The 13592-nt window shown below is 67.2% G+C and carries 12 protein-coding genes; 4 read left to right on the top strand and 8 right to left on the bottom strand.

The window, feature by feature from the left end:
• Positions 1-127 precede the first annotated feature (127 nt).
• Entirely contained in the window at positions 128-721 is a 594-nt protein-coding gene (msuE, locus tag RZV17_RS01730; protein WP_184368898.1) for an FMN reductase, read from the bottom strand.
• A gap of 178 nt (positions 722-899) precedes the next feature.
• Here msuE and RZV17_RS01725 point away from each other — a divergent pair, with 178 nt between their 5' ends.
• The 3 genes from RZV17_RS01725 to RZV17_RS01715 all read left to right on the top strand — a co-directional run bounded on the left by RZV17_RS01725 (position 900) and on the right by RZV17_RS01715 (position 5139).
• A complete protein-coding gene (locus tag RZV17_RS01725) occupies positions 900-1814 on the top strand; it encodes a LysR family transcriptional regulator (RefSeq protein WP_047694523.1) in 915 nt (304 codons plus the stop codon).
• A gap of 174 nt (positions 1815-1988) precedes the next feature.
• Entirely contained in the window at positions 1989-2879 is an 891-nt protein-coding gene (locus RZV17_RS01720; RefSeq protein WP_355609101.1) for a methylenetetrahydrofolate reductase, read from the top strand.
• Between the two features lie 304 nt (positions 2880-3183).
• The gene (locus RZV17_RS01715) at positions 3184-5139 is read left to right on the top strand and encodes a choice-of-anchor X domain-containing protein (RefSeq protein ID WP_355606717.1); all 1956 of its coding nucleotides are present in this window, start codon (positions 3184-3186) and stop codon (positions 5137-5139) included.
• A 321-nt stretch (positions 5140-5460) separates the two neighbouring features.
• Here RZV17_RS01715 and RZV17_RS01710 read toward each other — a convergent pair whose 3' ends face one another.
• Positions 5461-6222, bottom strand: coding sequence for an SDR family oxidoreductase (locus tag RZV17_RS01710; protein ID WP_355609098.1), 762 nt, complete (start codon positions 6220-6222; stop codon positions 5461-5463).
• Between the two features lie 98 nt (positions 6223-6320).
• On the opposite strand from RZV17_RS01710, the gene RZV17_RS01705 reads away from it, so the two are divergent.
• Positions 6321-7235 (top strand): AraC family transcriptional regulator, encoded by a 915-nt coding sequence (locus tag RZV17_RS01705; RefSeq protein ID WP_355606714.1) that lies wholly within the window; start codon positions 6321-6323, stop codon positions 7233-7235.
• 88 nt (positions 7236-7323) lie between these two features.
• Here the strand turns inward: RZV17_RS01705 and purU are convergent, their stop codons facing one another.
• The 6 genes from purU to RZV17_RS01675 form a co-directional block, all read right to left on the bottom strand.
• Complete coding sequence (purU, locus tag RZV17_RS01700; protein ID WP_166750052.1) at positions 7324-8175, bottom strand: formyltetrahydrofolate deformylase; 852 nt, start codon at positions 8173-8175, stop codon at positions 7324-7326.
• Between the two features lie 218 nt (positions 8176-8393).
• Positions 8394-8786 carry an XVIPCD domain-containing protein gene (locus tag RZV17_RS01695; protein ID WP_039411022.1) on the bottom strand — a complete coding sequence of 131 codons (393 nt, stop codon included), beginning with the start codon at positions 8784-8786 and terminating at the stop codon, positions 8394-8396.
• 425 nt (positions 8787-9211) lie between these two features.
• Positions 9212-10087 (bottom strand): NAD(P)-dependent oxidoreductase, encoded by an 876-nt coding sequence (locus RZV17_RS01690; protein ID WP_179453445.1) that lies wholly within the window; start codon positions 10085-10087, stop codon positions 9212-9214.
• Positions 10088-10124: 37 nt separating this feature from the next.
• Positions 10125-11255: an NADH:flavin oxidoreductase/NADH oxidase gene (locus tag RZV17_RS01685; RefSeq protein ID WP_355606709.1), complete on the bottom strand. Its 1131-nt coding sequence runs from the start codon at positions 11253-11255 to the stop codon at positions 10125-10127.
• Positions 11256-11303: 48 nt separating this feature from the next.
• Positions 11304-12185, bottom strand: coding sequence for an NAD-dependent protein deacetylase (locus RZV17_RS01680; protein ID WP_355606706.1), 882 nt, complete (start codon positions 12183-12185; stop codon positions 11304-11306).
• 398 nt (positions 12186-12583) lie between these two features.
• Positions 12584-13519, bottom strand: a complete 936-nt coding sequence (locus RZV17_RS01675) for an alpha/beta hydrolase (RefSeq protein WP_355606703.1) — start codon at positions 13517-13519, stop codon at positions 12584-12586.
• Positions 13520-13592 lie beyond the last annotated feature (73 nt).

Below are 13592 nucleotides of genomic sequence, written 5' to 3'. Positions count from 1 at the left end.
GATGAGACGCGCGCTCTGCGGCGCAGCGGTGGGTGTCGGATGAATGCGTTCCCGGCCTGCGGATGTGCGGGCGGGCACCAATGGCTCCTGCCGCAGATGACCGCCGTGGAGCGGATGCCGCTCAGGCTCAGGCGGCGGCCACCGTGGTTGCGGCGCCGGGGCTTGCGGGCCGCGTCAGTGCGATCAGTGGCAGTGCGCGCTGCACCGCCAGGCTGGCGCGCTCGGCCAGCGCCTCGTTGTGCACGCGGTAATCCAGAAAGTCGCGGTCGGTGGCGTAGACGCCCAGCGGCAACGTGCGTGCCTGGAAGAAACTGAAAAGCGGCCGCAGTTGGTGGTCGATCACCAGCGCATGGCGTTCGCTGCCGCCGGTGGCCGCCAGCAGCACCGGGGTGTCGACCAGGGCATCCTGATGGATGAAATCGAAGAAATGCTTGAACAGCCCGGTAAACGAGCCGCGATACACCGGTGTGGCCACCACCAGCACGTCGGCCTGCTCCACGGCGGCAAGTTCCTGCTCTACCGTGTCATGCAACTGCGAGCGCCACAGCGCGCCGGCAAAGTGCGGTGCCAGGGCGCCGAGTTCGACCAGATGCTGTTCGCACGGCACCGCTTCGCCGATCAGGGCCATCAGGTGTTGCGCCAGGGCAGCGGCCTTGGAGGGGCGTTGCAGGCCACCGGAGACGGCAACGACGCGGAGCGGATGTGGCGGGTGTGCAGTCATGGGGGGTGACCTGAGCAGTGGGAGGCGCGTGGCGCCGTCGGAGGGGGCCCGCCTGTGCAGACATCTGGCTGCGGGCGGGTTCCGAAGCGGGCGAGCGACGACGATCCCGATGCTAGGGGTCGCATTCAATGAAGTAAAATGGTGTTATTTCAACAATCCATGAATTCGGATCATCTGAATGCTTGAGCGCATCCATCTCACCATCGTCCAGCAGGTCGAGCAGCAAGGGTCGTTGACCGCTGCGGCGGGCGTGTTGAACCTGACCCAGTCGGCGCTGAGCCACAGCATGAAAAAGCTGGAGCAGCAGTTGGGCACCGACATCTGGCTGCGCGAAGGGCGCAGCCTGCGCCTGACCCAGGCCGGCCAGTACCTGCTGGCGGTGGCGAACCGGGTGCTGCCGCAGCTGGATCTGGCCGAAGAGCGCCTGGGGCAGTTTGCGCAGGGCGAACGCGGTGCGCTGCGTATCGGCATGGAGTGCCATCCGTGCTACCAGTGGCTGCTCAAGCTGGTGGCGCCGTATCTGGCCACCTGGCCGGACGTGGATGTGGATGTGAAGCAGAAGTTCCAGTTCGGCGGCATCGGCGCGCTGTTCGGCTACGAGATCGATCTGCTGGTCACGCCGGACCCGTTGTTCAAACCGGGGCTGCGGTTCGAGCCGGTGTTCGACTACGAGCAGGTGCTGGTCGTGGCCAAGGGTCATGCCTTGGCATCGGCGGCCTACGTCAAGCCACAGCAGCTGACCCGCGAGGTGCTCATCAGCTACCCGGTGGACCTGGAGCGGCTGGACATCTACAGCCAGTTCCTGCTGCCGGCCGGTGTCACGCCACGGCGCCACAAGGCCATCGAAACCACCGACATCATGATGCAGATGGTGGCCAGCGGCCGCGGCGTGGCCGCCATGCCGCGCTGGCTGGTGGAGGAGTACGCGGCCAGGATGGAGGTGGTGCCGGTGCGGCTGGGTGCGCGCGGCATCCCCAAGCAGATCTACCTGGGCGCACGCGAGGCCGATATCACCGTCGACTATCTGCGCGCCTTTATCGAACTGGCGCGCCAGCCTGCCAATGCCACCGCTGACGCACCGGCGGCCACCTGATGCGCGCCACTGGCCTGTGCACGCCACCTGGGTCGCCCGGCGGCTACGCCGCGATGTGCTGCGTTGCTGCAGCGCGCCGCACTCTGGTGCGTTGATGAAGGCCATGCCGATGCCCGGCCTTCGGTCATCAGTGCGGACATGCCTGCGCCACTCCATCAAAGAACGGAACGCCTGTTGATGCATCCAGCCACGCCCAGGCCCGCCAGCACACTGACCGATGCCTATTCGCTGGAGGTGGGCGCACACGACATTGCCGCGTTGTCTGCGGTGGCACCGCGGATCGTGCCTGGCACCCTCATTGCCATCCCGTCGCTGCCCGGCCAGGACGACGCGACGCGGTTGGCTGCCGCACAGCGGGTGCGCGGGCTTGGCTTTGCGCCCATGCCCCACCTGTCCGCGCGTCGCATCGCCTCACGGGACGCGCTGCAGGCCTTTGTCGGGCGCGCCGTCGATGACGCCGGCGTTGCGCACTGCCTGGTGGTTGCAGGCGATCCGTCGTTACCGCTCGGGCCGTTTCCGGACAGCCTGGCGCTGATCACGACAGGCGTATTCGAGCGCGCAGGCATCAAGACCATTGCCGTGGCGGGACATCCGGAAGGACATCCGGCCATGCATGCAGACGATCGATGGGCGGTGCTGCAACGCAAGTGTCGCAGCATCGCCGAGCGCGGCATGGCGCCCCTGATCGTCACCCAGTTCGCGTTCGATGCCGACCTGGTGCTGACCTGGTTGAACGCGCTGCGCGCGCATGGCATCGAAGCTCCGGTACGCGTGGGCGTGCCTGGTCCTGCCGGCGTTGCGGTGCTTGCGCGCTATGCCGCACGCTGCGGTGTGGGCGCGAGCGCAGCGATGCTGTCCAAGTACGGCATCTCGCTCGGCAAGCTGTTGGGGACCGCAGGGCCGGACCACTTTGTCGATCGCCTCGCGGCAGGTCTGACGCCAGCGCACGGCGATGTGCGCCTGCACATGTTTCCGTTCGGCGGCATCGCACGGTCGCTCGCGTGGGCCGAGCACTACCGCTCCTGCACGGCGCTTGCCGCGGCCACCGATCTGCCGACGACCTAAACAGATGGTGCCCGCCCACCGGTGCCGCGCACGCTCGCCGGTTCGGCGCTCAGCAGCCGCCCTGGGCGGCAGATCGATCGGCAAAAACAGGGCGAACGTGGGCGTGTCCGCGACCGGAATCACAGAACGTACTATTTGATTCTGGTGTTTTTCTGCTGCACGCGTGAGGTGTTGCAGCGCACAGCAGGCTTGTCATACGCGCGGGGTATAACCATCGGCGAGTCGCGGCGAGGGGGCGCTGCATCCGATGCCGTTGCTGCGCGCGATGGCATTGCATCCGCAACGTCCAAGGAGAGATGTCGCCATGCCCAAGCCCTCGTTGTTGTCCGTGATGTGCACCCTGTCGCTGGTCTCGCTGCCGCTGGCGGCGGCCGAGCTGCAACCCAAACTGCTTGCCGGCCCACCGGAGGAATTCGCGCAGATGCGCGCGCCCGATCCGGCCGAGTCGGCGATCCTGTCCAAGAGCGCCCTGTTGCCGGTGGAGCTGGCGCCGGCCGGTAACGCCGCACGCTGGCAGGGCACGCTGCCGGTGGAAAACGGCCGCCTGCGTTTCATGGTGCTGGCCGGCGAGCAGGCCTGGGATGCCGCCGTGGCGGCACCACGTGTTGCCGGCGCACGCGCCGCTGCCGCGCCGCAGGTGCAGGCACAGCGCACATTGCTGGGCACCGCCGAGAGCGGCGCCAGCGGCATGCGCTACGCGGTGGAATCTGCACAGAACGGCAACTGGTCGCTGACCCTGCAATCGGCCTCGCCGGTGGCGCAGCGCGGGTATGTGCTGATGGAAGGCGATGCACGCACGCAGCTGGCATCGTACCCGCGTGACCGCCAGCAGCTGGTGGGCAAGTCGCTGACGCTCAATGCGATGCTCAGCGGCAGCGATGCACGTGGCACCACCTTGCTCGCCGGCCAGGCGGGGCAGATCGACGACGCCAGCCTGCGGGTGATCGATCCGCAAGGCGCGGTGCGGGTCCTGCCGATGGCCGACGACGGCGCACACAACGATGGCGCTGCCGGCGACGGCGTGTATGGCGGGAGCTTCCAGCCAGGCCGCGAGGGCACCTGGATTGCGCAGGTCATCGTGCGCGGCCACGATCAGGCCGGGCAGCCGTTCGTGCGGACCAGCGAGCACGTGATGCCGGTGCTGGATACCTCGCTGCGCTTGCTGGGCAATGCGCTCAGCGCACGCGCGACCGACGGTACCCGGCTGACACTGGCATTGCCGGTGGCGGCACGCGGCAATGCACCGTCGCACTATCGCGTGTTCGGCCAGGTCTGGGGCACCGATGCCAAGGGCAAGGACGTGCCGGTGGCGTGGATCGGCGGCATGCTCACGCCGCAGCAGGGGCAGCTGCCGCTGAGCCTGGACGAGCGCTGGATCGCACGTGCGGGCGCGCGCGCACCGTTCTCGCTGCGTGGGCTGCGCATCGAAGACCCGGACCATTACATCCCGTTGGTGCAGGCCGGCACTTTGCCGTTGCAGCTGCCCGCATTGCGGCGCGCCAGCATCGCGCGGGCCACCGGCGGCATCGACGAAAGCATGCGCATGGGCCCGCGCCCGACTGCGCTGGCCAGTGCCGCCGCGATGGCGCAGCCGCAGGCGGCCGGCTCGCAGCTGGTGCTGGTGCACGGCTACTGCTCCAACGGCGTGTGGCCACAGGCGCAGTTCACCAATGCGTCCACGTTCCTGGACGCCAAGCAGAACCGCAGCAACGACCAGTTCGCACAGCGCATTGCGCAGTTCGCCAGCCAGTGGTCGTCGTTTTCCACGGTGGCGCACAGCCAGGGCGGCATGGCCGCGCTGCACCTGTACACCTACTACTGGAGCGGACTGGATAACGCCAGCGGCGGCCGCGTGATGCAGTCGGTGGGCACGCCGTACCAGGGCACCAATCTGTCCGGCGTCCTGGCCGCGGTGGGGTCGTGGTTCGGCGTGGGCTGCGGCACCAATGCGGACATGACCTACGACGGCGCCAAGGCCTGGCTGGCCGGCATTCCCGCCGATGCGCGCGCCAAGGTCAACTACTACACCACCTCGTTTGCCAAGACCAACTGGTATACCAACGACTACTGCAATGCGGCCTCGGACCTGGTGTTGAATGACCCGGAAGACGGCACCGTGGAGCAGGTCAATGCGCAGCTGCCCGGCGGCGTCAACCGTGGCCACACCACCGGCCAATGCCACACCACCGGTATGCGCGATCCGGCGCAGTATCTGGATGCCAACCGCAATGCGGTGATGAATGCGAATGCGGCCAGGTAGTGCAGTGTTCGCGGTACGCACGAAGATGGCCGGCGCGCGTGTCGGCCATTGCGGCATGCATGGGAGCGCCGGTGCGTTGCTACAAACAGAGCGGGCCACGAACAATCGCTGCCTGAAATCGAGATGGCCGGCATGCATGCCTCTCGATAAAGACACCAGCAAACGGCCTGCTGCGATGTGCTGACCATTGCGGAACCGTTGGCGGCACGGATGCCGCCAACGCAACTCCACGGACGGATCCACGGTGTGCCTCACCATCGGCGAGGCGCCGCATGTTCGACACACTTAGCCGCTAGCGTGCGGTGCAGCGTTCGAGCAGTCTTATTGGCTGATCCGAGCCGCTTCGGATGCCCATAGTTCTGCATCTGCGCCTGCAGGGATGAACATCGGCGCGTCCAGGTCGGTGGCTGCGCGCCAGATCGCTTCGGCAACATCGATCGACTGGGTTCCCGGGCCAGTGGACGCGCTCATGCGTGCCATTGTCTGCTGCATAAACGGTCCATAGACCGCGTTGTCGAGACCACGCAGACCGGTGCGAGCGGTGGCACGGAATGCCGTCTCTCCGCACGAGCCTGGCGAGACGACCCGCACGCGAATGCCGAAGTCCTCCAGCTCGGTGGCCAGCGATTCGCTCAGCGCGTTCACCGCGGCCTTGGCTGCGCGGTAGGCACCGATCAGCGGAAGCGGCTTGAGCGTTGCGCTCGACGACACATTGACGATGACCCCGGCACGGCGCGCACGCATCTGGGGCAAGAGTGCCTGCGTCACTGCAAGCGTACCGAAGGTGTTGGTTTCGAACAGCTCGCGTACCGACTGCAGGCTTGCAAGTTCCAGCGGCATGGGCGCACCGAAGCCTGCGTTATTGACGAGGACGTCGATCGTGCCTGCCGCAGCAACCGCGGCCTGGATGCTGTCGGTATCGGTGACATCGAGCTGCAATACCTTCAACCGGGGCGACGCCGGAAACAGGTCATCGCGTGGCGTGCGCATGGTGGCGACCACGCGCCAGTCGCGCTCCAGGAAATAGGTGGCGGTTGCCAGGCCAAAGCCCGACGAGCAGCCAGTGATGAGTACGGTTTGCATGAAGCACCCTCGGTGACGTGACGAGAGATGTACGTTAGGCTTCAAGAACCATACTTTCGATATCTGAAAGTATTTGATCCATTTGCCAGAGTCCAACGATGCTTGACCCGCTTGCCGAGGTTGTACTGCTGCTCCGGCCGGCGGCACGGTTTTCCAAGCTTGTGGTTGGTGCTGGTGCGTGGTCGGTATGCCGCTCCGATGCGCCAGGCCCGTTTTACTGCGCGGTGATCGACGGATCGTGCCGGCTGGCGCTTGAGGATGGCGAGGTACGCGTTCTTGAAGCGGGCGACTTCGTTTTGGCACCTGCCATGCTCGCCATCACGCTGTCCAGCGTGCTGGCGTCGGCCGGGCACGCCCACACGGTGCCGACCGATATGGGCGATGGCAGTTTCCGTATCGGTGCGCAGGACGGCCCGGTAGATCTTCGTGTCGTGATTGGCCATTGCAGCTTCGGCTCGCCCGATGCCGCGCTACTGGTGTCGCTGCTGCCGCGGCTGGTGCATGTGCGTGGTGAGCCACGCCTTGCCACGTTGGTGAATCTGGTGGGCGAAGAGGCACGCGCAACCCGACCCGCACGCGCGGAGGTGCTTGCGCGGCTACTGGAAGTGCTGTTGATCGAAGCCTTGCGCTCGCTGACAGCGAGCGACACAACGCCAGGGCTGGTGCGCGCACTCTCCGATGTGCGCCTGGCAGCGGCGATGCGCGCACTGCACGCTGCACCGGCGCATGCGTGGACGGTCGAGGCGCTCGCCAGCGAAGCGGCGCTGTCGCGATCCTCGTTCTTCACGCGCTTCAATCGTGCGATGGGCATGGCGCCGATGGAATATCTGCTGGCATGGCGCATGGCGCTGGCAAAGACACTGCTGTCAGAACACGGGCTTGGCGTTGCGCAGGCGGCGCAGCGGGTGGGTTACGGCTCGGCCAGCAGCTTCAGCGTAGCCTTCACTCGTCACACCGGCAGTGCACCCTCGCACTATGCGCGCGCGCATAGTGCGGCGGCAGAAGCGCTGTGACGCCACGGCCGGCATGCGCAAGCGCGCATGATGCGAACCGATTGCGTCGACGCAACCGGCCCGTGGTGACGGGAATGCGGCCTGGCCGCTAGCGAAACACCACCGTGCGATGTCCGTTGAGCACGATGCGATGCTCGACATGGCGACGCACCGCGCGGGCGAGCACCAGCGATTCGGTATCGCTGCCCAGGCGCACCAGGTCGCGTGGCGTCATGGCATGGTCGACGCGGGCGACGTCCTGTTCGATGATCGGGCCTTCGTCCAGGTCTTCGGTGACGTAGTGCGCAGTGGCACCGATGATCTTGACCCCGCGCGCGTGCGCCTGGTGATACGGCTGGGCGCCCTTGAAGCTGGGCAGGAAGCTGTGATGGATGTTGATGGCGCGCCCGGCCAGCGCGCGGCACAGACCGGGCGAGAGGATCTGCATGTAGCGCGCCAGCACCACCAGATCGATGTGCAGATCATCCACCAACGCGAGCAGTTGCGCTTCCTGTGCGGCACGCGTGTCGGCGCTGACCGGCAGATGATGAAAGGCGATGCCGTAGGACGCCGCCAGCGGCGCGAAGTCGGTGTGGTTGGAGACGACCGCCGCGATGTCTACTGGTAATTGCCGGCTATGCATGCGGAACAGCAGATCGTTGAGGCAATGGCCCTGCTTGCTCACCAGCACCAGCAGCCGCGCGCGCCGACGCGCATCGTGCAACTGCCACGTCATCTGAAATTCGTTGGCCAACACGGCAAACCGTTGCTCGAGGCTGGCGATATCCGTGCCCGGCGGCTTGTCGAAATGCACGCGCAGGAAGAAGCGGCCGCTCTCGTCATCGCCAAATTGCTGGGCGTCGAGAATATTGCAGGCCAGATCGAACAGCAGCCCGGTGACGCGGTACACGATACCGGTGCGATCGGGGCAGGACAGGGTAAGGATGTAGTCGGAGCGCATCGGCGCAATGATAGCCAATGCATGACGCCGCTGGCGCAGTGCTTGCGTCGGTAACTGTTGCATGGTGCGAGCGAGGCGATAGCACCGATGACGCTGCACCGCGAACGACGGTGCTGGTCGCCGCGGCGCCGCTGGCGTGACACGAGCAGCAGCCTATCGATTGGCAAGGTGGCGGTCACACCATCGCCCCGGCCCGGGCTGGAGATCGCGCGTGCCGCTCAGCGCGGCGGCAGGCGCAGCATCAGGCGACGATTGATTTCATCCAGCTGCGCGAGCGAGTCTTCTACCGAGGTGTCCATCGCGTCCTGGGTGGTGATGTGCGCGCGCAGATGCGCCGGGTCGCCCAGATCACCGCGCACCAGGAACACGTTTTCGCCGACCTCGCCCAGATGACGGCTGAGCACCACGTGGTCCACCTGGTCGAAGCCATGCTGTTTTGCCAGCGGCAACAAGCGCGCGGCCATGCGCTCGCTGGCCGCGTCGGTGGGCTTGTTCAATTCGGCATCGAGCACACCCACCGCTTCACGAATCTGCGCGAACAGATAATGGTCCGGATGCTCGGGATGGTCCGGGCCGACCTGGCCCTGGCTGACGACCGGCGGGGTGGTCATTGCGCGTCACCGGCACAGGCTGCTGCGCGCGAAGGGCACGCGGTGGAACCGGGCCTGTTGTGCAGGTATCGCATCGCATTCTCCGTGAAGGCGCTGGTGGTGGCCGGACCGCGTTGCGCATCCCGCAGCGCGGTGCCTGGCCGAATCGAGCAGGCACCTTAGCCGCTTGCGCAGATTGCCTCAAGCCAGCCAACACCCGGAGCGCGGCATGACGGTGTGGCGGCGCTCTGACGTGCGGTGCAGCGGCGTTGACGTCTGCCGCGCCCGCTGCTTGGCCGCAATGCTGTGCAGATGCAGACGCGTCATTGCGCCCGGCCATGATGTTCGTTGCATTGAAGGTGCGCCTGCAGCAGCGCCCTACGTTTCTTGAACCAACTCACCTCGCAAGCAGTACGCATGCCGCCGCCAGTGCGTTGTCGCCCGCGCTACGCCTGCCCCGCCCGACGTGCGGCAACTTCCGCCAGCACTGCCCAATCGGCGTTGCCGTCGCCATGGGCGATGGCCTCGTCCAGGTTGGCGCGCAGCAGTTCGCCCAGCGGCATCGGCACCTGCCTGTCGGCACCGGCCTGGATGGCCAGATCCACATCCTTGCGACCCAGCGTGGCGGTGAAGCCCGCCGGCGTGTACTGGCGTTGCATGATCAACTTGCCGTAGCCCTGATACGCGGGCGCGGCGAACAAGGTGCTGGTGAGCATGCCCAGGAACTGGGTGGCGTCCACGCCGTGGCCGCGTGCCAGTGCACTGGCTTCGGCCATGGCGCCGATGGCGCTGGCCAGGCAGAAGTTGGCGGCCAGTTTGACGGCATTGGCCTGCTCGGGCGCGCTGCCGATGTGCCAGGTCTGTTGCCCCAGCACATCGAACATCGGCTGCACGCGGGCCAGCGCGGCATCATCGCCGGCAGCCAGGATGTTGAGCTTGCCTGCTGCAGCGACATCGACACGGCCGAGTACCGGCGCGGCCACATAAGCCACCCCGCGCTCGGCGTGCAGGGCGGTCAACTCGTGTGCCAGCGCCACCGAGATGGTGGCCATGTTGACGTGCACGCTGCCGGCCGGCAGCGCATCCAGCACGCCACCGTCCAGCACGGTCTGGCGCACCGCATAATCGTCGGCCAGCATCGAAAACAGCAGCGGGCCATGCGCCGCAGCCAGCGGCGCGTCCACGACGGTGGCACCGGCCTCGCGCAGCGACTGCGCGCGTTCCGGCGAGCGGTTCCACACGCTCAACGCAAAGCCGCCGCGCAGCAGGTTGTGCGCCATCGGCAGGCCCATCGTGCCCAGCCCCAGAAACCCTATCGGCATGCGTTGTCCTTGTTCGGAATGGCGTTGATGGTGCGGATCAATTGCCGAACACGCCACGCGCATCGCGCGGTTCGCAGCGCAGGTATTGCGGCGCAGGCGTGACCGAGGCACCCAGCGCGGCGGCGGCATGCCACGGCCAGCGCGGGTCGTACAGGATGCCACGCGCCAGCGCGATGGCATCGGCCTGGCCGTCGCGCACAATCGCTTCGGCCTGCGCCGGTTCGGTGATCAGGCCTACGCCGATCACCGGCGTGGCGACCTGCGCCTTGATCTGCTCCGCGAACGGAATCTGATAGCCGGCCTGCACCGGAATCTGCTGACGCGGGTCCAGGCCGCCGCTGGAGACATGGATGTAGTGCGCACCGCGTGCATCCAGCGCCTTCGACAAGGCGATGCTTTGTTGCAGATCCCAGCCACCGTCCACCCAATCGGTGGCCGAAATGCGCACACCGACGGCGATGCGCGCGGACACCGCCGCACGCACGGCGTCGAAGATGCGCAGCGTCAACCGCATGCGGTTTTCCAGCGATCCGCCATAGGCATCGCTGCGCTGGTTGCTCAGCGGCGACAGGAACTGATGCATCAGGTAGCCGTGTGCGGCATGCAACTCGATCAGGTCCAGGCCCAGGCGTTCGGCGCGTGTGGCCGCGTCCACGAAGGCGGCAACCACCGCGTCGATGCCGGCCTCGTCCAATGCCTGCGGCGCCGGTTGGCCGGCCTTGAACGGCACGGCCGAGGCAGACACCGTCTGCCAGCCATGCGCGTGATCGGGGGCGATGGCCTCGCCGCCCTTCCAGGGCAGATCGGTGGACGCCTTGCGGCCGGCATGTGCCAGCTGGATGCCGACCGGCATCGGCGACCAGCGGCGCACCGACTGCAGCACCGCGTCCAGCGCCTGCTCGGTGGCGTCGTCGTACAGGCCCAGATCGGCGTAACTGATCCGCCCTTCCGGCAGCACCGCGGCCGCTTCCAGAATCAACAGGCCGGCACCGGATTGCGACAAGGTGCCCAGATGGATGCGATGCCAATCGCCGGCACGGCCGTCCTGCGCGGAGTACTGGCACATCGGCGCGATGACGATGCGGTTGGCGAGCGCGAGCGGGCCGAAGGCGATGGGGGTGAACAACTGGCTCAAGGCAGCATCCAGACGCAGCGTGGGGGCGCCCATTGCACTGCGCCCGGCGCTGCGACACAACCGCTGCAATGGATCACAGCGTCATGCAGAGCGCGCATTGTCGTACCTGGCCTGCGCGCTGCGCAGCGGGTCCGGCGGCTGATGCAGGAAGGCCAGCGCCTGCGCGCACGACTGCTCCACTTTCAAGGTGAGCAGATCGTCGGCGCGGGTGCGCCCGAAATTGAGCGCGGCGATCGGCAGGCCGTTGCGCGCGGCGGCCTGCACGAAGCGAAAGCCCGAATACACCATCAGCGACGAGCCCACCACCAGCACCGCATCGGCGGCCTGCAGATGCGCAAAGGCGCGCTCCACCCGCTCGCGCGGCACGTTCTCGCCAAAGAACACCACGTCCGGCTTGAGCACGCCGCCGCAGACCAGGCACGGCGGCACCACGAAGGTGTCGAAGGCCACATCGTCCAGATCCGCGTCGCCATCGGGTGCCTGTGCGGCCTCCAACGTGGCCCAGCCGGGGTTGGCCTGCTCCAGCAGGACCTGGAAGTCGGTCCGCGGCATGCGGCGTTCGCAGCCCATGCAACGCACCACGTCCAGCCGGCCATGCAGGTCGATCACCGCCTGGCTGCCAGCCGCCTGATGCAGGCGGTCCACGTTCTGGGTCAGCAACAGTTCCAGCTGCCCGCGCGCCTCCAGTGCGGCCAGCGCGTGATGGGTGGCGTTGGGTCTGGCCTGCCCGAAGCGCGGCCAGCCGATCAGGCTGCGCGCCCAGTAGCGCTGGCGCGTGGAGAGCTCGCCCATGAAGGCCTGAAAGGTCACCGGTTGCGGACGCTTCCAGCCGCCTTGCAGATCGCGGTAGTCCGGGATGCCCGAATCGGTGCTGCAGCCGGCACCACTGAGCACGAACAGGCGCTGGTGGCGCTCGATGAACGCCTGCAGCGCGTCGTTGTCGTGGGCGGGAACAGCGGTCATCGAACACCTCCAATAGCCATGGGATCACGTTACGACCGCCCTGCAGGCGCTACCGGACCGCCCCCGCCCCACTGCTCGATGGCAGCAAAGATGCAGTGGCATGGCGCGTTGCCACCCGGCGCGGCCCAGCACGTACTACGCAACACCGACGGCGGCGGATGCACGCCAACGGCCGCGCCTGGTGCGTGCGCGCGCTCATAGATCTGGGGCTGCGCTGGTCGATTCCAAGCGAGCGCGCAGCGCATGCTGCGCCATCACGAGAAGACGCGCCCGCCGGACCGGCGCGGCGGGCGGTGCCGGTGGTCAGGCAGCGCCCTGCCGGCTACTGACCGCTGGGACAGCCTTCGCAACCATGCATCCTCTCGTCGGCACGCTCACGGCGCGGGTGGGCGCAATACTCAGTGCGCAACGCCCGCCTGCTGCACGAACTGCAGCAGATCCTGGTTGAAGCGCGGGCTGTCTTCCAGAAACGGGGCGTGGCCGGCGTCCTGATACAGGTGGATCTGTGCGCGCGGCTGCAACTGGCGCGCACGTGCCAGTGCCGGTTCGCTGAGCACCAGCGCATCGCGGCCACCGTACAGCAGCAGCATGGGCAGGCGGGTGCGCTGCAGGCCGGCGATGTCGATGGACATGCCCTGCACCGCACGCTGCATGTCCCACGAGGCCAGCGCTGCATTGGCCAGCAGGGTGTCGAACACCGGCGCAGGCGGTTGGGTGGCGAAGCACAGCCGCAGGAAGTCCTGGACCGCCTGCAGATGCGTGCGCAGGTCGTCGGAAACCAGGTCGCGATAGATTGCCGGATGCGCCCCCAGCTGCTGCGCGCGCAGTTCGATCACGCCATCGACGTACACCACGCCCGCCAGGCCACGGTCGCCGTAGCGGCTCAGATAGTTGCTGATCACCGCGCCACCCAGCGACCACCCCACCAGCACCGCATTGCGGACATCCGTGGCCTTGAGCACCGCTGCCAGATCGTCGGCCCAGCGCGCGCCGTCCCGATACGCCGATGCCGCGGTCGGTTTGCCGGACAACCCGTGGCCGCGCAGGTCGTAGCTGATCAGCCGGTAGCCCTGCAGTTGCGGGTCGGCCAGCTGTGCATCCCAGTTGATGCGGCTGCCCAGCAGGCCGTGCACGAACACGATCGCCTGGCCGTCGGCGGCGCCATGCTCCTGCACGGCCAGGGCCACGCCATCTGGAGCAGTGACCTGGTAGCTGCTCGAGTTGGCGGTTGCAGATGGGCTTGCTGACGCGATCGCGCAGACACACAGCAGCAGGCTGGCCAGCGTGCGCTGCCACCAGCGGGCACCGGCAGGTGAAGCGGGTCGAATGGACATGGAGATGCCTTGCAGAACAGGGAAGACGGCATCGTCGGGCCTCACACCAATGTGAGGGTCAAGCGCTGCGTGC

The sequence above is a fragment of the Xanthomonas cannabis genome (assembly GCF_040616535.1).
In the GTDB taxonomy this organism is placed as follows: Bacteria; Pseudomonadota; Gammaproteobacteria; order Xanthomonadales; family Xanthomonadaceae; genus Xanthomonas; species Xanthomonas cannabis.
The sequence above is the reverse complement of the archived record's forward strand: the minus strand, read 5'-3'. Positions and strand labels throughout refer to the sequence as shown.